Source organism: Mycolicibacterium chlorophenolicum, assembly GCF_001044235.1.
In the GTDB taxonomy this organism is placed as follows: Bacteria; Actinomycetota; Actinomycetes; order Mycobacteriales; family Mycobacteriaceae; genus Mycobacterium; species Mycobacterium chlorophenolicum.
Genome location: NZ_JYNL01000069.1, coordinates 906,718 through 927,208 on the forward strand (window position 1 = coordinate 906,718; position 20,491 = coordinate 927,208).

A 20,491-nucleotide genomic window follows, 5' to 3' on the forward strand; every position below is an offset into this window, starting at 1 on the left:
GCGGTCACACGATCTCCTTGGCGTCGCCGAATGTCATGTCCACGTTGGCAGCCGAACTCGACACCAGGGCGCGTTTCGGCAACCCGAGTGCGGCAAGCTCCGCGGCATAGGGATGGTCGCCGAGGCGGACGTCCACCCCACCTGGCCGGTACCGCACGCCCGTCATCCGCATCTCCCCCGGCGTCTCCCGGACCACGCCATCGGCGTACGAGTACGTCGAATGCACCTGCGGGCGCGACGTGAACGCCGCCGGCACGGGCAGGCCGGGCTTGAAATCCATGCCGACCGCCAACTGCCCGTCGATGTGCACGTCGAACCCGAACGTGCGCCCCGCCCGAATGGTGAAGTCCGCCATCACCTTCGGGTAGCCCCAGATGGTGCGGCCCGCCTCGAGGGTGAACGCCTGGTCGACGGGGAGGTGGTGGACGAACGCGCCTGCCGCCTGCAGCGCGGAGAGCCCTGCTGCCTGCGAGCCCGGCGGGTTGACCATCACGTTGGTGCCGTACTCCCAGTACTGGCCGAGATCCGTGTCCTCGTAGCGCATCAGCATGAGAACGACGAGCGCCCGGCGGTGACCCCGGCCGAAGCGGCACACCCGCAGTCCGCTGTAGTCGATCATCCGCTGCGCGGCGTCGGCGTCGACGACGAACATCGCGGTGTGCTGGTGCGCGGTGCGCACGCGCACCGGCATGGTCAGCACGGTTCCGGCGATGGTGTGTTGAGTCACACCGTCAATCTAGAACGTGTTCTAGACAGACGGCAAGAACTGTCTACACCAGCGCGGCGAGATCCCGGATCTGTTCGGTGGACCGGGCGCCGACCACCATCATCGTGACCCCGGCGGCTTCCCACGCCTTGATCTGCTCCTGCACGTAGGCCAGATCCCCGACGATCGCGGAGTCGTCCACCAGCTCGTCCGGGATGATCTTGGCCGCCTCGTCCTTGCGGTCACTGCGGAACAGCTTCGTCACGTCGTCGACCACCTCGGCGTACCCCATCCGGCGGTAGACGTCGGCGTGGAAGTTCGTGTCCTCGGCGCCCATGCCGCCCATGTACAGCGCCAGGTGCGGCTTCATCAGCTCCATGATCGCCGGGCGGTCGTCGGTGACGACGACCTGTGCGGTCGCGCAGATCTCGAACGTCTCCCGCGTGCGGCGCGCCCCGGGCCGGGCGAAACCCTCGTCGAGCCACTCGTTGTACATGGCCGCGATCCGCGGCGAATAGAAGATCGGCAGCCACCCGTCGCAGATCTCGGCGGCCAGCGCGACGTTCTTCGGCCCCTCGGCGCCCAGCATGACCGGGATGTCGGCGCGCAGCGGATGCGTGATCGGCTTCAGGTTCTTGCCCAGACCCGTGGTGCCCTCACCGGTCAGCGGCAGCGGATAGTGCGGTCCGTCGCTGTGTACCGGCGCCTGCCGGGCCCACACCTGGCGCAGGATGTCGACGTATTCGCGGGTGCGGGCGAGCGGCTTCGGGAACTTGGCGCCGTACCACCCCTCGACCACCTGCGGGCCGGAGACGCCCAGACCCAGGATGTGCCGGCCTCCCGACAGGTGGTCCAGCGTCAGCGCCGCCATCGCACACGCGGTCGGGGTGCGCGCGGAGAGCTGGATGACCGACGTGCCCAGCCGCATCCGCGTGGTCTCTCGTCCCCACCACGCCAGCGGGGTGTAGGCGTCCGAGCCCCACGCCTCGGCGGTGAACACCGTGTCGAAGCCCGCCTCCTCGGCCGCGGCGACGAGTTCGGCGTGGTTGTCCGGCGGCTGTGCGCCCCAGTATCCGAGCTGCAATCCCAACTTCATGCCGTCGCCTCCGCACCTGTTCTTGAAACCATTCTTAGAACCTGTTCTACTCGATGCCGTGACCACCAGCCAAAGCAGTCCGGTGCAGATCGACCCGCATGAGCCGCCGCTCTCAGCGCCGTTGAGGCTCGCTTTCGACTACACCCGTTCAGTCGGACCACTCCTCGGCGAGTTCTTCACCGCTCTGCGCGAGCGACGCATCGTCGGGGTGCGCGGATCCGACGGCCGGGTGCACGTTCCGCCGGCCGAGTACGACCCCGTCACCTACGAACAATTGACCGAGATCGTACCGGTGGCCAGCGTCGGCACGGTGCTGTCGTGGACATGGCAGCCCGAGCCCCTGGAGGGGCAGCCGCTGGACCGGCCGTTCGCGTGGGCGCTGATCCGCCTCGACGGCGCCGACACCCCTCTGCTGCACGCGGTCGCGGCCGACGGTCCCGAGGCCGTGAGCACCGGCGCGCGGGTGCACGCCCACTGGATCGACGAGACCGTCGGCGCGATCACCGACATCGCCTACTTCGCCCTCGGCGACGAGGCCGAAGAGGTGCCGCCGCCGGCCGAGGGGCTCGACCCCGTCACGATGCTCGTCGTGCCGACCTCACTCGAAGTCCTGCACACCGCGTCGATGCCCGAGAGCGCGTTCCTGCGCGCGCTGGAGAAGGGCACGCTGCTGGGCGCCCGTTCCGGCGACGACGGCAAGGTGTACTTCCCGCCCCGCGAGGCGAACCCGGCCACCGGTCAAACGCTCGACCAGTTCGTCGAGCTGGCCGACACGGGCACCGTCACGACGTTCGCGATCATCAACATCCCGTTCGCGGGGCAGCGCATCAAGCCGCCTTACGTCGCGGCCTACGTGCTGCTCGACGGCGCCGACATCCCGGTGCTGCACCTGGTGTCCGACATCGACGCCAACGAGGTCCGCATGGGCATGCGCGTCAAGGCCGTCTGGAAGCCCCGCGAGGAGTGGGGGCTGGGCATCGACAACATCGAGTACTTCCGGCCGTCGGGCGAACCCGACGCCGAGTACGACACCTACAAGCATCACCTCTGAGGAGGGACCACACCATGACTGACGTAGCAGTCGTCGGCTTCGCGCACGCACCGCACGTTCGCCGCACCGACGGCACCACCAACGGCGTGGAGATGCTGATGCCGTGCTTCGCCGAGATCTACGCGGAGTTGGGCATCGGGGTTCCCGACATCGGGTTCTGGTGCTCGGGATCCTCGGATTACCTTGCTGGCCGGGCGTTCTCGTTCATCTCCGCGATCGACTCGATCGGGGCGGTGCCGCCGATCAACGAGTCGCACGTCGAGATGGACGCCGCCTGGGCGCTCTATGAGCCTACATCAAGATCCTGACCGGCGAGGTGGAGACCGCGCTGGTCTACGGCTTCGGTAAGTCCAGCGCCGGCACGCTGCGCCGCGTGCTCGCGCTGCAGACCGATCCGTACACCGTCGCGCCGCTGTGGCCGGACTCGGTCAGCATGGCCGGGCTGCAGGCCCGCTTCGGGCTGGACGCGGGCACATGGACCGCCGAACAGATGGCCCAGGTGGCACTCGACTCGCTGAACGCGGCCCCTCGCGTCGACCGCATCGAGGGCGGCAGCATCGAGGAGCTGCTGGAGCGTCCGTACTTCGCAGAACCGTTGCGCCGCCACGACATCGCACCGATCACCGACGGCGCCTCGGCGATCGTGCTGGCCGCCGGCGACCGCGCCCGCGAACTGCGTGAGCGGCCCGCCTGGATCACCGGTTTCGAGCATCGCATCGAGACGCCGGTGCTCGGCGCCCGCGACCTGACCACCTCGCCGTCGACGGCGGCGTCGGCGCAGGCGGCCACCGGCGGGGACACCTCCTCCATCGAGGTCGCCGAGCTCTACGCACCGTTCAGCCATCAGCAGCTGATCCTCAAGGAGGCCATCGGCCTGGGTGATGCGACGAGGATCAATCCGTCCGGCGGCGCGCTCGCCGCCAACCCGATGTTCTCGGCCGGCCTGGAGCGGATCGGCTTCGCCGCCCGGCACATCTTCGAGGGCAACGCCTCGCGCGTGCTGGCGCACGCCACGAGTGGGCCTGCGCTGCAACAGAATCTGGTCGCAGTTCTGGAAGGGAAATAGCGATGGCCAAGAAACTCGCCGCCGTCCTCGGGACCGGCCAGACCAACTACGTCGCCAAGCGCAAAGACGTCTCGATGAACGGCCTGGTGCGTGAGGCTATCGATCGCGCGCTGGTCGATGCGGGCGTGACGATGGCCGACATCGACGCGGTCGTCGTCGGTAAGGCGCCGGACTTCTTCGAGGGCGTCATGATGCCCGAACTGTTCATGGCCGACGCGACCGGCGCGACCAACAAGCCGCTGATCCGCGTGCACACCGCCGGTTCGGTGGGCGGGTCGACGGCGATCGTGGCGGCCAGCCTGGTGCAGTCGGGCAAGTACCGCCGCGTGCTGACGATGGCGTGGGAGAAGCAGTCCGAGTCGAACGCCATGTGGGCGCTGAGCATTCCGGTGCCGTTCACCAAGCCGGTCGGTGCGGGTGCGGGCGGCTACTTCGCGCCGCACATCCGCGCCTACATCCGGCGCTCCGGCGCGCCGACACACATCGGCGCGATGGTCGCGGTGAAGGACCGGCTCAACGGGACCAGGAATCCCCTGGCGCACTTGCATCAGCCCGACATCACGCTGGAGAAGGTGATGGAGTCCCCGATGCTCTGGGATCCGATCCGCTACGACGAGACGTGTCCGTCCTCGGACGGCGCGGCCGCGCTGGTGATCGGGGACGAGGCCAGCGCCGACGCCCGTGTCGCCGACGGACACCAGGTCGCGTGGATCCACGCCACCGCGCTGCGCACCGAACCGCTGGCCTACGCGGGCCGCGATCAGGTCAATCCGCGGGCCAGCCGGGACGCCGCGGCGGCGCTGTGGAAGGCCGCCGGGATCACCAGTCCGATCGATGAGATCGACGTCGCAGAGGTGTACGTGCCGTTCTCGTGGTACGAGCCGATGTGGCTGGAGAGCTTGGGTTTCGCCCCCGAGGGTGAAGGCTGGAAGCTGACCGAGGCCGGCGAGACGGCGATGGACGGCCGTATCCCGTTCAACCCGTCGGGCGGGGTGCTGTCGTCCAACCCGATCGGCGCCTCAGGCATGATCCGATTCGCCGAATCGGCCATCCAGGTGATGGGCAAGGGCGGCGAACACCAGGTGCCGGGTGCGCGCAAGGCCCTGGGCCACGCGTACGGCGGTGGCGCGCAGTACTACTCGATGTGGGTGGTCTCCAGCGACAAGCCCGGCGCGTGATGCAGTACACCTGCAGCGTGGCGATGGGACCCATCGACCAGCTGCTCGAGATCGCCCGCACCGCCGAGGAGGTGGGCTTCGACTCGATCGCGCTGCCCGACTCGCTGTTCTACATGGAGAAGCAGTCGGCGGACTACCCGTACACCCCCGACGGCTCGCGGATGTGGAACGAGGACACCCCGTGGGTCGACCCGCTGATCGCCGCGGGCGCGATGGGGGCGGTGACCTCGACGCTGCGCTTCTACACCAACGTGATGAAGCTGGGCTCCCGCAATCCGCTGCTGCTGGCCCGGCAGGTCGGCTCGGTGGCGAACCTGACGGGTGACCGGTTCGGTTTCGGTGTCGGGATCGGCTGGGCGCCGGAGGAATTCGAGTGGTGCGGGGTGCCCTACGCCAAGCGGGGCAAGCGCGTCGACGAGATGATCGAGGTGATCAAGCTGGTGCTCGGCGGCGGCATGGTCGAATTCCACGGCGAGTTCTACGATTTCGATCGACTGCAGATGAGCCCCGCTCCGAGTGCACCGGTGCCGTTCTACGTCGGCGGCCACACCGACGTCGCGCTCAAGCGCGCCGCCCGCGTCGGCGACGGATGGACCAGCGCGATGATGACCGGCGAGCAGCTCGCCGAGACCATCGGCACGATCAACGCGCTGCGCGCCGAATACGGTCGGGTCGACCAGCCGTTCGAGTTCCAGGCCGTCTGCATCGACAAGTTCGGCGTCGACGGCCATCGTGAGCTCGCCGAAGCGGGCGTCACCGACAACATCGTGATCCCCTGGGTGTTCGACGGACTCGGCTTCGACGCGCCGATCGAGCAGAAGAAGGACTCGCTGAAGCGCTTCGCCGACACCTACATCCACTCCGGCTGGCAGGACCGCTAGACACAGCCGCGCCACACCGTGTCGACCAGGGCGGTGACCGCTTCGTCGGACAGCGGCGGCATGCCGAACACGAGCCGGTAGTAGGGCGGCGACACCAGCGCGTCGACCACCACCTCGATGTCGGTGCCGGCGTCGAGTTCCCCGGCGGCGACGGCGTCGCGCAGCGCTGTGACCACCGCCGCGCGCCGCGGCTCGATCCACCTCTCGAGCAGCGCCGCCTGGATCGCCGGATCCCCTGCCGCGGCGGACATCACGTTGCGCAGCAGCGGCCCGACGGTCGCGTCGGCCAGGATGGCGTTGAGCGCCCCGACGTGATGGATCAGCGCCTGCACGGTCGTGCTTCCCGGTGGGCGCACGATCGACTCGCGCACCGAGTCGAGCAGACCCTCGAGCACGATCGCTGCCGCCGACGGCCACCACTTGTAGATGGTCGTGCGGCTGACTTCCGCGCGCCGTGCGATCGCGTCGATGGTCGCGGCGCCCGGGCCGCCGTGGCGCGCCAGGTCCGCCGCGGCGGCGAGTACGGCACTGCGCACGGCCTCGCTGCGGGGACGTCCGCGGCGGGTGGCCATCCGCCAACCCTAGGGCCGACGGGCCCCGGTCAGCGTGACAACCAGGCAGCCGAGCGCGACGACCGCGCCCACGCCGAACATCACCGGGTAGCCCACCCCCGCCGCGAAGCCATACGCCAGCGCAGCCGGCACTCCGAAGCCCAGATAGCTGAGGCTGTAGAACAACGCGGTCATCCCGGCCAGGTCGTCGGGACCGGCGAGGCGCTGGATCTCCTGCAGCCCGGCCAGCAGCGCCATCCCGTATCCCGCGCCGAGCACCGCGGCCGCGACGAGCGCCGCGGGCACCGTCAACGCCGCGGCCGCCCACGCCGCGCAGCCCATCCCGGCGACGAGCAGCAGCAGCGCGATCGCCACCCCGCGGGGTCCGTCGGCGCCCATCGCCCGTCCGGCCTGCTGCACCGCGAAACCCACGCCCAGCGCCACGACGCACAGCAACGCCGAGAACGCGATCGGGGTGCCGCCTGCGCGGTCGGTCATCAGCGCGGGCAGCACCGCGTAGGCCGAGCCCGCCGCCCCGAACACCCAGGGCGCGACCGGCAGCACGACGAGCAGGAAGCGGCGCCGCACCGGCGCCGGGACGGCCAGATCCGTCCACCACGGGCGGCCGGACGCGTGGCGCTGCCGCGTCTCGGGGGCGACGGTGAGCACCGCGGCGGCCGCCAGCGCCATGGCGGCGTTGCAGGCGTAGGACAGCACCGCGGGTGCCGGACCCCACTGGGCGAGCACGCCCGCCGCACCCGCGCCGAGGCCGAAGCCCGCCGTCAGGCTCATGGCGGCGCGCCGGGCGCCCGAGCTTAGGTCGCCCCACGGCGGTGCCGACAGCTCCTTGAGCCAGCTCCCGCCCACGGCCATCGCCAGGCCGAGCGCCATCCCACTGAACACGCGGCCCGCGGCGAGCACCGGCGCGGACTGGGCGCCCGCCGCCAGGATCAGCGAGCCTGCCGCGGCCAGCAGTGGAGCCGGCAGCATCAGGGGGCGGCGGCCGAAGCGGTCCGACAGCGGTCCCCCGATGAGCAGTGCGGGCACGATGCCCAGCACGTAGGCGAACAGGAGCAGGTCGACCGTCAGCGCGGAGAAGCGCTCGCCCTCGCGGTACATGACCAGCAGCGGGGTGAACTCGTTGCCGCCCCATGCGACCGCGAACGTCGCCGCGGCGACGGCGAGCCAGCGTCGCGACGCCACCACCGCGCGGTTCGGGATCTCCGTAATAGTGGACACGCTGTGCACTATATCTGCGTCGGTAGGTCCGCGACGACGCGGGTACCCGCTGCCTGACAGTGGTTCGGGGTGGGATACGCAACATTTTCCGCAGGTGAACGTCCATTGGATTGCGCGACAGAGGCCGAAAACTGTAACGTGTTCTAATTCGAGAGATGAAATGGGGAGGCCCGAGGTGAGCACCGATACTGCGGGGACCGCGAGCATTCGTGAGATCGACACGGGCACGCTGCCCGACCGCTTCGCGCGCGGCTGGCACTGCCTGGGGCCGGTCAAGGACTACCTCGACGGCCAGCCACACGGCATCGAGATCTTCGGCACCATGCTCGTCGTCTTCGCCGACTCGGCGGGCGAGCTCAAGGTGCTGGACGGTTACTGCCGACACATGGGCGGAAATCTGGCGCAGGGCACCATCAAGGGCGACGAGGTCGCCTGCCCGTTCCACGACTGGCGGTGGGGCGGGGACGGCAAGTGCAAGCTCGTCCCCTACGCCAAGCGCACTCCCCGGTTGGCGCGCACACGCGCCTGGCACACCGACGTGCGCGGCGGGCTGCTGTTCGTGTGGCACGACCACGAGGGCAACCCCCCGCAAGAAGAGGTCCGCATCCCGGAGATCCCCGAGTGGGCCAGCGGCGAGTGGACCGACTGGAAATGGAACACGATGCTCATCGAGGGCAGCAACTGCCGCGAGATCATCGACAACGTCACCGACATGGCGCACTTCTTCTACATCCACTTCGGGCTGCCGACGTACTTCAAGAACGTCTTCGAGGGACACATCGCCTCGCAGTACCTGCACAACGTGGGCCGGCCCGACATCAACGACATGGGCACCGCCTACGGTGAGGCCAAGCTCGATTCCGAGGCCAGCTACTTCGGGCCGTCGTTCATGATCAACTGGCTGCACAACACCTACGGCGACTTCAAGGCCGAGTCGATCCTGATCAACTGCCACTACCCGGTGACCCAGGATTCGTTCGTCCTGCAGTGGGGCGTCATCGTCGAAAAGCCCAAGGGCCTCGACGACAAGACCACCGAGAAGCTCGCCGACGCGTTCACCGACGGGGTGAGCAAGGGCTTCCTGCAGGACGTCGAGATCTGGAAGCACAAGACCCGCATCGACAATCCGCTCCTGGTCGAGGAGGACGGTGCCGTCTACCAGATGCGCCGCTGGTACCAGCAGTTCTATGTCGACGTCGCCGACGTGACGCCGGACATGATCGACCGCTTCGAGATGGAGGTCGACACGACGGTGGCCAACCAGAAGTGGCACGTCGAGGTCGAGGAGAACCTCAAGGCCCGGGAAGCCGAGAAGCAGGCCACGTGAACGACACCCCGGATGTGGACCGGCTCGCACGGTCGATGCTGCTGCTTCATGGGCACGACGACGAGGAGCACGAGCACGGCCACCATCCGGCCCCCGACGGCGCAACGCCCGGATCATGGCGCAAGGCACCGGATTTCGCGGCCGATCCGGACCGCGCCGCGGCCGTGCGGGAGAGCACGCAGCGCGATCGCGAACGGTACCTGACCTCGGGCCTGGCGTCGGTGGACTGCCGCTTCTGCCATGTCGCGGTCCGCGTCAAGAAGCTCGGGCCGACGCACACGTCGGTGCAGTGGACCTCCGAGGCGACCACACGGTGCGCGCACTTCGCCGAGATCCGCGCGGCCGGAGGCGATCCCGCGCGGGAGCGGTCGTGCCCGCGCCTGGCGGACAGCATCCGGCACGCCGTCGCGGAGGGCTGCCTGGAGGAGTACTCCAGCGCCCCCTCCCCCGGCGACGGCTGACCTTCCCGCCGCTCAGGCGGTCAACCGGACCGGGATGCGCTTGTAGGAGTTGACCAGATTCGACCGCACCCGCACCGGCTTGTCGGTGAGCTCGATGCCCGGGAACGTCTCGAGGAGCTCGTGGAGGAAGAGCCGCGCCTCCAGTCTGGCCAGATGGGCACCGAGGCAGAAGTGCGCTCCCATCCCGAACGACACATGCGGGTTGGGACGCCGCCGAATGTCGAACGTCTGCGCATCGGGGTAGACGTCCTCGTCCCGGTTCGCCGAGGTGTAGTACATCGCCACCTTGTCGCCGGCGGCGATGTGCGTGCCGCCGAGTTCCGTGTCGACCAGCGCGGTACGCCGGAAGTAGTGCAGCGGATTGTCGTAGCGCAGGATCTCCTCCACGGCGCCGGCCATCAGTGTCGGGTCCGCGCGCAGCTCCGCGAGTTGCCCCGGGTGCCGTAGCAGCGTCACGAGTCCTGAGGACAGAAGGCTCTTGGTGGTGTCGTTACCGGCGGTGACCAGCTGCACGAAGAACCCGCCGAAGTCGGCGTCGCTCATGGGCTGACCCCCGAAGTCGGCCGACAGGATCACACTCGTCATATCGTCGTCGAGTCCGCGCCTGCGTCGCTCCGCAGCGAATTCCACTGCATAGCAGGCCATCTCGAGGCCACCGGTACCGTCCTTCGCGTCCGGACCGGCCAGGTCGGGATCCTGGGCGGACGTGATGCGCTCGGCCAGTTCCTGGATGTAGCCCCAGTCGCTGCGCGGCAGGCCGAATAGCTCGCCGATCACCTGCGTCGGCAACGGGGCGACGACCTCGTGGACGAATTCCACGTCCACGCGTTCGCGCGCCTCGGCCATGACGGCGCGGCACAGGTCGCGGACCCCTTGCTCGAGCAGCGCGATCATCCGCGGCCGGAAATGCACCGACACCGGCGAGCGGTAGTGGCCGTGGCGGGGCGGGTCCATCGCCAGCAGCATGGTGCGCATCCGGGCGAGCGTCTCGGGCGGAAGCGTCTCGATGACGACGCCGCCTTCGCTGGACGAGTAGACGTCGTGGCGGCGGGCCACCTCGACCACATCGGCGTGCCGCAGCACCGCCCAGAACCCCTGCTCGCCGCGCATCGGCTGCCAGAGCACCGGATCGGTGCGCCGCAGCGCCGCCAACGCCTCGTGGGGGGCGCCGTTGCGGAACGTGTCCGGGTCGGCGAGATCGAACACGGCGATGTCCGTGCCGGTCACGGCTCAGCCGATCAGCACGTGAGGGCGCGGATGACCGGCTGCCTCGCACAGCGACAGGTAGACCGCGAGCGCGCTCGTCCCGTCGGTGACGCTCTCGACGTTGCCGTCCTCGTCGAGGTTGAGGTTGGCTCCGTAGATCTGGAACCACACGTGGGTGTCGTCCTCGAGTACCTGCAGCGTGTGCACGGAATTGGCCGGTTCGTAGAGGAACGACCCGGCACGGTTGACGTCGTCGTACTCCTTGTACCGCCACGCCCCGGACGTCGTGTAGGCGTACACGGGGCCGGTGTGTTTGTGGCGTTGCACCTCGTAGCCGGCGCGGAAGACGTTCTCCACGATCCAGAGGCCTTCGCCGTGCTTGACCTGGATCACCTTGAGTTTCGAGCCGTCGGGCAGGTCGACGAACGGTAGTTTGTCGACACCCACGTGCACCGCGGTCGGAATGTCGGTCACCGTCATCTGCAGATCCCTTCGCTTAGGCCGTCACACCCACGAAGAGATTAGCACGTATTTTGAAACACGTAATATAGTTCGTATATTACATGTCAGAGTCCGTCGAATTGCTCCTTGACCTGCTCCTCGGTCAGCCCGTAGTCCGCGAGCGAGTAGGTGTGCTTCGGCGCCCGGGGCCCCTGCTTGCTCTCCTCGTGGGTGCGGGCCATGGCCGCCCGCGCATCCGGCGTGACGTCGATCCCGAACGCCCGGTAGATGTCCTCGACCGCGCCGATCGGGTCCTTGATCAACGCGAAGTAGTCCAGGTCGTAGAACTGCGCGGGATCATGCTCGGCGCGTTCGGCGTTGAACAACCGCAGCCCACGCGACCAGGTCTCCAGCGAGTCCTCGCCGATCACGCTGCCCGCGAACGAGTTCGACCACCCCTCGGTGGTGTGCTGAGCCAGCGAGCACATCGAGGCCATGATCGTCTCCGCCGGTCGATGACACTGGATCACCAGAGCGTCCGGATAGGTGGCGAACAACGCGTCGAGGGCGAACAGGTGGCTCGGGTTCTTCAGCACCCAGCGCTTGCCGACATCGTTGAGCCCGATCAACTGCAGGTTCTTGCGGTGCCGCCGATAGGGCTTCGTCCAGTCCTGTCGGGACAGCCATTGCGAGTACGTGGGCAGATGCGCCAACGTCTCGTAGCTCACCGAGTGCAGCGACTGCCGCAGCAGCTGCCAGCACTCCTCGACCTCGTCGGCCGTCATGTAGTGCAGCCCCGTGTAGTCCGGATTCTCCGCGTGCGCCTTGCTGAACTGCGCATCGAGCTGCTGGAAAACCGGGTTCTGCGACCAGGTTTCACGCGGCGGCCGGGGCTGGGGGAACTCCGCGAGCCACAACTCCAACCCCTGGTGGCGCGGATCGGCGGCGAGCAACCGGTGCACGGCCGTGGTGCCGGTGCGCGGCAGGCCGGTGACGAAGATCGGCCGCTCGATCGGCACGTCGACATGCTGCGGGTATTGCTTGAACGCCGCCTCCGACACCAGCCGGGCCACCAGCGCGTTGCGCACGAAGAAGCGCTGCATCTTGCTGCCGAACTCGGTGAGGTCGGCGTCGCGCTGGTAGGAGTCGAGCAGGACGCCCAGAGCCTCCCGGTAGTTGTCGTCGTCGCTGCCGAAATCGTCGAGGCCGCAGGCCTTCACCGCCGACGCGTGCAGATCCTCGACGGTGCCGACATCGGTCCGGGAGGAGCTCACGCCTTGTACTCCCCGCAGTTGACGTCGAGCGCCTGACCGGTGATCCCACTGGACAGGTCGCTGGCCATGAACAGGATCGCCGAGGCCACCTCGTCCTCGGTGGGCAGCCGCTTGAGGTCGCTGTTGACCGCAGCCGCCTTGTAGATCTCCTCGACCGTGGTGCCGTACTTACCGGCCTGATGCTCGAAGTAGCCCTGCAATGTGCCGCCCCAGATATAGCCCGGCAGAACAGAATTCACTCGGATCCCCTGCGTGCCCAGCTCGCTGGCCAGCGACTGCGACATCGCCAGCAGCGCCGACTTGGCCATCTTGTAGGCGCCTTGCTTGGGATCCGAGTGCCGCACCACCATCGAGTTCACGTTGACCACCGAGCCTTTGGCCTCGGCCAGCGCCGGCGTCAGCCCCTGGATCAGTCGCAGCGCACCGAGCACCGTGAGCTCGAACGTCTCGCGGATGTGCTCGAAGCTGGTCTTGGCCAGCGGCTTCATCGACGGCACCTTGAACGCGTTGTTGATCAGGACGTCGACCTTGCCGTACGCCTCGAGGCTTTTCTCGACGAGATTGGTCACCTGCGCCTCGTCGGTGATGTCGGTGCCCACCGACACCGCTCGCCGGCCGATGCGGTCGATCTCAGTGGCGACGCCCTCGAGCCGCTCGACGGTGCGCGCGGCCAGCACCAGGTCCGCCCCCTCCAGGGCGCAGCGGCGCGCCAGCGTCGTCCCGAGCGCCGGTCCGACACCGCTGATCACGACGACCTTGTTCTCGAGCATGCCCATCTCAGCCCACCATCCTGTAGCCGATCAGCCGCTGGCGCAACGCGATCCGCGCCCGCCAGTCCTCATCGGAGATCTTGTTGTCCTGGTAGTACGGCAGCGCGCCGGCGACCTCGTCAACGCCCATCACGGCCACCTCCGGCCCGTCGGCCTCCGTCAGCTGCCGGGACACCCGCTGCCAGCGGAACTGCAGATAGCCCTTGCGGTGCCCGAGGGTCTCCACCCAGTTGGTCACGCCGGGGTTGGCATCGGAGACGACGATGCGGATCTTGCCGTCCGGATCGGCCTGCGCCTGAGTCCCGTTCAACGACGTCTGGTGGTTGATGTAGTCCAGCGAGATGTACCAGAGGCTGCCCAGCTGGAAGCCCATGTACGGTGCGTCCGACACGGGCACCGTGATGACCATCGCCTGATCGGGCGCCAGGTCGAAGTGCCCGACCGACGAGTACTGCGTGGCCAGCCCGCCCGGGGTGAGCCGCGGTGCGACCATCGTGTTCACCGGCAGTGTGTTGTAGAACCACTGCGGGAACTGCAGCCAGGTCTTGACCCGCTGCACCAGTTGCTTTCCGGCGACGGCGTAGCGCTTCTCGATCAGCTCCGTCGTCAGCGGTGGCGGCGCCGTGCCCGCGGTGTCGGTGCGGGCGATCGCCAGCGTGCCGCGCTGCGCCGACCAGTCGTTGTACACCTCGCGAATCACCAACTGCGCGGGCGACTTCGGCACCACCCGCCACTCGAACGAGCCGTCGGCGGCGATGTCGAGTTCACGGTCGTCGAAGGCTGTCTCGCTGTCGGGGACGTTGTCGTCGGTGTACTCGCCGCCGAGCATCTGGAAGCTCAGATCGGTGGTGGTGCCGCGGCGTCCGGTGACGACGTACTCGTGCCCCGGCACGACGCGGGTACCGAAGTACAGCGTGTCGGGGTTGTCGAGACCCATCTTGGTGAACGGGCCGGTGCCGCTGTGCAGGAACGGATGGTCGCGGTCGTAGTCGAACGCGACGTGCGTGCAGGCTGCGACGCACCCGGCGAAATACTGGAGACCCTCGAGGAGGTCGGCTTCGGTCTCGATGAACGGGGCGGCGGCGACGAGGGCCTCCGCCTCGGCGATCGCATCGATCAGCGGTTGGGAGTACACGCCCCTGAAACTAGAACGCGTTCTAGCACTAGTCAATATTTCGACCGCACTGTTCCATATGTGTACCGGACCGTATGCTGCTTCCGTGGCCGAGACCTCCCGCCGCATGTCGCCCCCGACCGACCGCGTCGTCGCCGTGCTGGACTTCCTCGCCGCGCGGCCGGCCGAACGCTTCGGGGTCTCAGAGCTTGCCCGCCGACTCGGCCTGAGCAAGCCGACCTGCCTGGGCATCGTCACCTCGCTGGCCGACGCCGGATACCTCGTCCGTGACGGCGTCGACAAGACCTATCGGCTGGGGCCCTCGCTGATCACGCTGGGCCACCGGGCACAGGAGTCGATGCGGGTCAGTCCGACCGCCCGGGAGGCACTGCGCCGGCTGTCGGCGCAGTTCGGGATCACCGCCGCGCTGTCGGGCGTGATCGACGACCGCATCACCCTGCTGGACATCGTGGCGCCGCCGGGGGCCCGCCCCGGGGTGGAGGTCGGGCAGAGCTATCCGTTCGCGCCGCCGGTGGGGCTGATGTTCGTGCTGTGGGACGACGACGCCGTGCGGGAATGGCTGGCCAGGGAACCGACGATCCCGCTGCGCACCGACTCCGACCGACTCGACCGGGTGATTGCCGGGTGTCGCGCCGATGGCTATCTGGTGGAGCGGCTGACGCCCGGTGGCCGCCGGCTGTACAGCCTGATGGCCGGCATGTCGGCCACGCTGCCCGACGAATTACGGGCGCTGCTGGGCGAATTGGTGTCCGACATCGGCGAGCGGGTGTCCCTGCGGGAGGACAGGTCGGCACGGAAACGCCATGACATCAGCGTGATCTCCGCGCCCGTGTACGACCACTACCGGCGGCAGGCGATGGTCGTCTCCATGCACATCGGGACCTCGTTGAGTGAGCGCGAGATCATCGAACGGGCCCGCGCGGTGGTGACGACCGCCGACGAGGTCACCGCGCAGCTCGGCGGCAGCAAGCCGCGGTGGGGCTGACGTCAGCTGGTGCCGGCCAGTGCGAACGGCAGCACCTCGGCGGCGCCGGCCGCACGCAGGACCCGGGCGGCCATCGTCAGCGTCCAGCCGGTGTCGGCCAGGTCGTCGACGAGAAGGACCGGACCGGCGTCGGCAGGCACCGGCTCGGGTGGTGACCACGCCCCGCTGAGCGCCGCGACGCGGTACGCCGAGTTCGCCGCCGTCGCCGGACGGCGCCCCGGGGCGTAGCGCATCGTACCGAGATCGGTCAGCCGGCCCAGCTCGGCCAGCCGGGACCGTAGCGAGGTGATCAGCACCGGGTGCGTCGCGGAATCGAGCGACATCACCGCGGTCGGCCGGACCGCCCAGTCCCACGCGGCGAGCACCTTGACCGCGGCGGTCACCACGTCGTCGGGCACCTCGCCGTCCGGCCCGTCGAGCAGTGCGCGCAGCCGCGCACCCCAGCCGAGATCGGTCAGCCTGCCGATGACGCGGCCCGGCTGCGGCCCGTCGGTGATCCGGCCGGACAGGTCGATGCCGAGTTTGGCCAGGCCGGTCGGCCACTGTTTGCGCGGCGACAGTTCGACCCCGGGTCGCATCAGGGTCCGCCGGGTGTCCTCGGCGGCCGCCGCGTCGACGTCGGCGCTGTACCGCTCCCCCGTGCAGTTGTCGCACCGGCCGCACCGCTCGTCCGCGCCGAGGTCGGGATCGTCGAGCTGAGCGCGCAGAAAAGCCATCCGGCAGCCCTGCGTCGCCTGGTAGTCGAGCATCGCCTGCTGTTCCCGTCTGCGGGCCTCGTCGAGCGTGCGGTAGCGCGCTTCGTCGTATTCCCACGGGGCCCCGGTGCCGACCCAGCCGCCCTTCACGCGGCGAACGGCACCGTCCACGTCGAGCACCTTGAGCACCATCTCCAGCCGCGACCGATTCAGGTCGACCAGCGGTTCCAGCGCGGCCGTCGACAGCGGGCGATCGGTGTCGAGCTCACGAATCACCTTGCGCACCAACGATTCAGCCGGGAACGCCACCGACGCGAAGTAGCGCCAGACATCGGCGTCCTCGCGTCCCGGCAGCAGGATGACCTCGGCGCGCTCCGTGGCGCGCCCGGCACGGCCGACCTGCTGGTAGTAGGCGATCGGCGAGGACGGCGCGCCCAGGTGCACGACGAATCCGAGATCGGGCTTGTCGAAACCCATGCCGAGCGCCGACGTCGCGATCAGGGCTTTGACCCGGTCGGCGAGCAGATCCGCCTCGAGCTGCTCGCGCTCGGCGGCCTCCGTGGCGCCGGTGTACGCGGCGACCGGGAGTCCCCGCTCGCGCAGCAGGGCCGCCACGTCGTGGGCCTGCGCCACCGTCAGCGTGTAGACGATGCCCGAGCCCGGCAGCGATCCGATGTGGTCGGCGAGCCACGCGGCACGCTGGGCCGGATTGCCGGCCTGCACCACCGACAACCGCAGCGATTCGCGGTCCAGACCACCGCGCAGCACGAGGGTGTCCCGACCACCCACGCCCAGTTGCGCGGCGACGTCCTCGACGACGCGATCGTTGGCGGTGGCGGTCGTCGCCAGCACCGGGACATCGGTGCCCAGTTCGGCGATCAGCGAGCGGATCCGGCGGTAGTCGGGCCGGAAGTCGTGGCCCCAGTCCGAGACGCAGTGCGCCTCGTCGACGACCACCAGGCCGGCATCGCGCGCGAGCGCCGGCAGCACGGCGTCCCGGAAATCGGGGTTGTTGAGCCGCTCGGGGCTGACCAGCAGCACGTCCAGATCGGCGTCGCGCACCCGCTGGTGGATGTCGTCCCATTCGGCGACGTTGCTCGAGTTGATCGTGGCCGCGTGCACGCCGGCCCGTTCGGCGGCGGCCACCTGGTTGCGCATCAGGGCCAGCAGCGGAGAGACGATGACCGTCGCGCCGTGCCCGGTGCCGCGCAGCAGCTTCGCGGCGATGAAGTAGACCGCCGATTTGCCCCACCCCGTGCGCTGGACGACCAGCGCCCGGCGCCGCTGCACCACCAGCGCCTCGATCGCGGTCCACTGGTCGTCGCGCAGCAGCGCGCCCGGCCCGGCCAGTTGTTCGAGGATCGCCTGCGCGTCGTCTCGGGTCACCATGAGCCCCATCGTGCCGTCAGCGGACGACAAGCCAGATGGCGGCGAAGTGGCACGCCGCCGCGGCGGCGGTGAACGCGTGGAAGAACTCGTGATGGCCGAAGGTGGCGGGCCACGGATTGGGCCAGCGGACGCCGTAGAGGATCGCCCCGATGTTGTACAGCACGCCGCCGGCGACCAGCAGGGCCACCACCGTCACTCCCGCGCCGTCGAGCAGCACCTCGGCGAACGCGATGGCGACGTATCCGAGCAGGAGATACGGCGGCACCCCGACCCAGCGCGGGGCCGAGGGCCAGCACATCTTCAGCGCGACGCCGGCCGCCGCGCCCGTCCAGACGATGACGAGCACGTCCGCGCCGATGTCGGGCGGCATCACCAGCAACGCGAACGGGGTGTAACTCGCCGCGATGAACACGAAGATCACCGAGTGGTCGAGCCGCATCATCCATTTCTCGGCGGCTTCGGACCCCCACTGCACCCGGTGATACGTCGCACTGACCGTGAACATCGCGACGACGGCGGTCACGTACACCGCCACCGCCCCGAGCGCTCCCGGCGACGTGGCGATCCACGCGGCCTTCAGCAGGGCGACCCCGGCGACGACGGCGAGCACCGCGCAGCACAGGTGGATCCAGCCGCGGGCGCGGGGCGCGCGGGCGAGGAGAAGACCGTCGGTCAGAAGGACTCCGATGTCGCGGACGGGCCGAACCCTCCGGCAGGCCGGCGCAAACCGCGCCGGCGCAGCACGAGCGTACCGGCCACGAACGAACTCACCGCGCCTGCCGGGGCAGACGCGGTGAGTGTCGCGGAATCGTCAGGAACTAGGCCGTGGGCATCTCCGGCTCCATCGGGGCCATCGGAGCGCCGGGCGCCGGGGTCACCGGGACCTCGGGCGCCTGGTCGTCGGTGCTCCACACCGCCTGGGCCACCGGGGTCGGCGAGACGGTCAGGCCACACCGGTCTTTCAGCGCGCTCACCGGCTCATGGATGGCCTTGAGTTGCTGCTCGACCTGTGGGTTCTCGGCGAAGTACGCCATGTAGGCCTGCTTGGCCTGCGGCTGGGGCTCGGCCGAGATCTGCGTCAGCGCCTCGTTGGTCTGCGGGTTGGCCGTCAGGTAGGCGCCCTCGGACGCGGCTGCTGTGCTGACGGTGCCGGCAACGCTGCTGGCCGAACAATCGGGGGCGGGCGCCGGACCGGGCGCCGGCTGAGCGCTGGCCACTGGGGCGATGATCGCCGCCGATCCGAATGCGAGCAGGCCGCCGGCGAACATGCCGAACAGTCCACGTCGAACGGTCGTAGCGGTAGTCACGAGAAATCACTCCTTTGGGTCTGCGATCAGTTGGTCGCACCCCAAGGCCTAGCCGATCGGCGCCGATGCCAAACACCGGGCACCGTCGGACAGCTCACACCGAGCGGTATCTTCGCAGGTCAGAGCCCCAGAGAAATTTTCGGCGACACCGCGCTCACCCGGCCGGCGCGGCGTCCATCTCGCGTTTGATCTCCAGTGCGATGTCGATGAGTTGGTCTTCCTGGCCGCCGATGAGCTTGCGTTGGCCGGCGCGGTGCAGCAGTTTGTGCGCGGGCACGCCGTAGCGCTCGGACTGGCGGATGGCGTGCNGAGTTGGTCTTCCTGGCCGCCGATGAGCTTGCGTTGGCCGGCGCGGTGCAGCAGTTTGTGCGCGGGCACGCCGTAGCGCTCGGACTGGCGGATGGCGTGCTTGAGGAAGCTGGAGTAGACCCCGGAGTAGCCCATGATCAGCGCATTGCGGTCCAGCAGGCACTCGGCCGGCATCGCCGGGGCCACCACCTCTTCGGCGGCGTCGGCGATGTCGAAGAAATCGATCCCGGTCTTGACCCCGATCTTGTCGAACACCCCGATCAGCGCCTCGACCGGCGCGTTACCCGCTCCGGCGCCGAACCGGCGACACGACCCGTCGATCTGCTTGGCCCCCGCCCGGACGGCCTCGATCGAGTTGGCCACCCCCAGGCCCAGGTTCTCGTGCCCATGAAAGCCGACTTGAGCATCCGACCCCAATTCGGCCACCAGCGCGCTGACTCGGTCGAATTNACCCGCTCCGGCGCCGAACCGGCGACACGACCCGTCGATCTGCTTGGCCCCCGCCCGGACGGCCTCGATCGAGTTGGCCACCCCCAGGCCCAGGTTCTCGTGCCCATGAAAGCCGACTTGAGCATCCGACCCCAATTCGGCCACCAGCGCGCTGACTCGGTCGGCCACCCCTTCGAGCACCAGCGCACCCGCCGAATCCACCACGTACACGCACTGACAGCCCGCATCGGCCATGATGCGGGCCTGCGCGGCGAGCTTCTCCGGGGAGATGGTGTGGCTCATCATCAGGAACCCGACGGTCTCCAGACCGAGCTCGCGGGCCAGCCCGAAGTGCTGGATCGAGACGTCGGCCTCGGTGCAGTGGGTGGCGATGCGGCAGATCGAGCCGCCGTTGTTCTGCGCCTCCTTGATGTCCTCCTTGGTGCCCACCCCGGGCAGCATCAGGAACGCGATCTTCGATTCCTTCGCGGTCTCGGCCGCGAGCTTGATCAACTCCTGCTCGGGGGTCTTGGAGAACCCGTAGTTGAAGCTCGACCCGCCCAGCCCGTCACCGTGGGTCACCTCGATGACCGGCACCCCGGCCGCGTCCAGCGCCGCCACGATCGCCCCGACCTCGTCGGTGGTGAACTGGTGGCGCTTGTGGTGAGAGCCGTCGCGCAGCGACGTGTCGGTCATCCGCACGTCCCACATCGGGTTGAAGTAGATGTCGTCGGTGCTCATGCGTGGCCCCCTGTCGTGGCTGCCGAAGACTGAAGGAGGCGATCCCTGGCAATTTCGTCGCCCACCTTTACAGCCGCGGCCGTCATGATGTCCAGATTTCCAGCGTAGGGCGGCAGGTAGTCCCCCGCACCCTCCACTTCGATGAACGTGGTGACGACGTGGTTGCCGCCGTTGACCACCGACGGCTCGTCGAACTGCGGCTCGTTGAGCAACCGGTAGCCCGGCACGTAGGTCTGCACCTCGGCCACCACGTC

The 20,491-nt window shown here is 68.9% G+C and carries 19 protein-coding genes and 4 pseudogenes; 7 read left to right on the top strand and 16 right to left on the bottom strand.

Annotation, left to right across the window (positions count from 1 at the left end; translation table 11 throughout):
* Positions 1–4: 4 nt before the first annotated feature.
* Positions 5–727, bottom strand: a complete 723-nt coding sequence (locus tag MCHLDSM_RS34135; protein WP_048474059.1) for an acetoacetate decarboxylase family protein — start codon at positions 725–727, stop codon at positions 5–7.
* A gap of 43 nt (positions 728–770) precedes the next feature.
* The gene (locus MCHLDSM_RS34140; RefSeq protein ID WP_048474060.1) at positions 771–1,802 is read right to left on the bottom strand and encodes an LLM class F420-dependent oxidoreductase; all 1,032 of its coding nucleotides are present in this window, start codon (positions 1,800–1,802) and stop codon (positions 771–773) included.
* A 58-nt stretch (positions 1,803–1,860) separates the two neighbouring features.
* Between MCHLDSM_RS34140 and MCHLDSM_RS34145 the strand changes: the two genes are divergently transcribed.
* From MCHLDSM_RS34145 to MCHLDSM_RS34160, 4 genes and pseudogenes are all read left to right on the top strand, one after another.
* The gene (locus MCHLDSM_RS34145; protein WP_048474061.1) at positions 1,861–2,853 is read left to right on the top strand and encodes a Zn-ribbon domain-containing OB-fold protein; all 993 of its coding nucleotides are present in this window, start codon (positions 1,861–1,863) and stop codon (positions 2,851–2,853) included.
* 14 nt (positions 2,854–2,867) lie between these two features.
* Positions 2,868–3,919, top strand: a pseudogene (locus tag MCHLDSM_RS34150) (thiolase domain-containing protein).
* 2 nt (positions 3,920–3,921) lie between these two features.
* On the top strand, positions 3,922–5,097 hold the full coding sequence (locus MCHLDSM_RS34155) for a thiolase family protein (RefSeq protein WP_048474062.1): 1,176 nt from the start codon (positions 3,922–3,924) through the stop codon (positions 5,095–5,097).
* A complete protein-coding gene (locus MCHLDSM_RS34160) occupies positions 5,097–5,978 on the top strand; it encodes a TIGR03619 family F420-dependent LLM class oxidoreductase (RefSeq protein WP_048474063.1) in 882 nt (293 codons plus the stop codon). The genes MCHLDSM_RS34155 and MCHLDSM_RS34160 overlap by 1 nt, the downstream gene beginning before the upstream one ends.
* Here MCHLDSM_RS34160 and MCHLDSM_RS34165 read toward each other — a convergent pair.
* Both MCHLDSM_RS34165 and MCHLDSM_RS34170 read right to left on the bottom strand, forming a co-directional pair.
* Positions 5,975–6,550 carry a TetR/AcrR family transcriptional regulator gene (locus MCHLDSM_RS34165; protein WP_048474064.1) on the bottom strand — a complete coding sequence of 192 codons (576 nt, stop codon included), beginning with the start codon at positions 6,548–6,550 and terminating at the stop codon, positions 5,975–5,977. The two genes, MCHLDSM_RS34160 and MCHLDSM_RS34165, sit on opposite strands and share 4 nt — an antisense overlap.
* A 9-nt stretch (positions 6,551–6,559) precedes the next feature.
* Complete coding sequence (locus MCHLDSM_RS34170; RefSeq protein WP_048474220.1) at positions 6,560–7,768, bottom strand: MFS transporter; 1,209 nt, start codon at positions 7,766–7,768, stop codon at positions 6,560–6,562.
* Between the two features lie 160 nt (positions 7,769–7,928).
* Between MCHLDSM_RS34170 and MCHLDSM_RS34175 the strand changes: the two genes are divergently transcribed.
* On the top strand, positions 7,929–9,095 hold the full coding sequence (locus MCHLDSM_RS34175) for a 3-ketosteroid-9-alpha-monooxygenase, oxygenase component (RefSeq protein WP_407661871.1): 1,167 nt from the start codon (positions 7,929–7,931) through the stop codon (positions 9,093–9,095).
* Positions 9,092–9,556 carry a hypothetical protein gene (locus MCHLDSM_RS34180; protein ID WP_048418506.1) on the top strand — a complete coding sequence of 155 codons (465 nt, stop codon included), beginning with the start codon at positions 9,092–9,094 and terminating at the stop codon, positions 9,554–9,556. Before MCHLDSM_RS34175 ends, MCHLDSM_RS34180 begins: the two co-directional genes overlap by 4 nt.
* A gap of 12 nt (positions 9,557–9,568) precedes the next feature.
* Here the strand turns inward: MCHLDSM_RS34180 and MCHLDSM_RS34185 are convergent, their stop codons facing one another.
* The 5 genes from MCHLDSM_RS34185 to MCHLDSM_RS34205 form a co-directional block, all read right to left on the bottom strand.
* Entirely contained in the window at positions 9,569–10,783 is a 1,215-nt protein-coding gene (locus MCHLDSM_RS34185; RefSeq protein WP_201780416.1) for a cytochrome P450, read from the bottom strand.
* A gap of 3 nt (positions 10,784–10,786) precedes the next feature.
* Positions 10,787–11,242, bottom strand: coding sequence for a 2,4'-dihydroxyacetophenone dioxygenase family protein (locus MCHLDSM_RS34190; protein WP_048474066.1), 456 nt, complete (start codon positions 11,240–11,242; stop codon positions 10,787–10,789).
* An 86-nt stretch (positions 11,243–11,328) separates the two neighbouring features.
* Entirely contained in the window at positions 11,329–12,477 is a 1,149-nt protein-coding gene (locus tag MCHLDSM_RS34195; RefSeq protein ID WP_048474067.1) for a sulfotransferase family protein, read from the bottom strand.
* A complete protein-coding gene (locus MCHLDSM_RS34200) occupies positions 12,474–13,253 on the bottom strand; it encodes an SDR family oxidoreductase (RefSeq protein WP_048474068.1) in 780 nt (259 codons plus the stop codon). Before MCHLDSM_RS34200 ends, MCHLDSM_RS34195 begins: the two co-directional genes overlap by 4 nt.
* A gap of 1 nt (position 13,254) precedes the next feature.
* Positions 13,255–14,382: a hypothetical protein gene (locus tag MCHLDSM_RS34205; protein ID WP_048474069.1), complete on the bottom strand. Its 1,128-nt coding sequence runs from the start codon at positions 14,380–14,382 to the stop codon at positions 13,255–13,257.
* 58 nt (positions 14,383–14,440) lie between these two features.
* On the opposite strand from MCHLDSM_RS34205, the gene MCHLDSM_RS34210 reads away from it, so the two are divergent.
* A complete protein-coding gene (locus tag MCHLDSM_RS34210; RefSeq protein WP_048474070.1) occupies positions 14,441–15,367 on the top strand; it encodes an IclR family transcriptional regulator in 927 nt (308 codons plus the stop codon).
* 2 nt (positions 15,368–15,369) lie between these two features.
* Here MCHLDSM_RS34210 and MCHLDSM_RS34215 read toward each other — a convergent pair whose 3' ends face one another.
* The 7 genes and pseudogenes from MCHLDSM_RS34215 to MCHLDSM_RS34235 all read right to left on the bottom strand — a co-directional run.
* Entirely contained in the window at positions 15,370–17,451 is a 2,082-nt protein-coding gene (locus MCHLDSM_RS34215) for a RecQ family ATP-dependent DNA helicase (RefSeq protein ID WP_048474222.1), read from the bottom strand.
* Positions 17,452–17,467: 16 nt separating this feature from the next.
* Positions 17,468–18,139 carry a PAQR family membrane homeostasis protein TrhA gene (gene trhA, locus MCHLDSM_RS34220; protein ID WP_082169186.1) on the bottom strand — a complete coding sequence of 224 codons (672 nt, stop codon included), beginning with the start codon at positions 18,137–18,139 and terminating at the stop codon, positions 17,468–17,470.
* Between the two features lie 130 nt (positions 18,140–18,269).
* Positions 18,270–18,758: a heme-binding protein gene (locus MCHLDSM_RS34225; RefSeq protein WP_234714271.1), complete on the bottom strand. Its 489-nt coding sequence runs from the start codon at positions 18,756–18,758 to the stop codon at positions 18,270–18,272.
* 154 nt (positions 18,759–18,912) lie between these two features.
* The gene (locus MCHLDSM_RS37515; protein WP_412178270.1) at positions 18,913–19,035 is read right to left on the bottom strand and encodes a 4-hydroxy-2-oxovalerate aldolase family protein; all 123 of its coding nucleotides are present in this window, start codon (positions 19,033–19,035) and stop codon (positions 18,913–18,915) included.
* Positions 19,036–19,067: 32 nt separating this feature from the next.
* Positions 19,068–19,516: pseudogene (locus MCHLDSM_RS40610) on the bottom strand (4-hydroxy-2-oxovalerate aldolase); the annotation flags it as partial.
* Between the two features lies 1 nt (position 19,517).
* A pseudogene (dmpG, locus tag MCHLDSM_RS37525) lies at positions 19,518–20,237 on the bottom strand (4-hydroxy-2-oxovalerate aldolase); the annotation flags it as partial.
* Positions 20,234–20,491 (bottom strand): annotated as a pseudogene (locus MCHLDSM_RS34235) (acetaldehyde dehydrogenase (acetylating)); the annotation flags it as partial. The pseudogenes MCHLDSM_RS34235 and dmpG, both read right to left, overlap by 4 nt.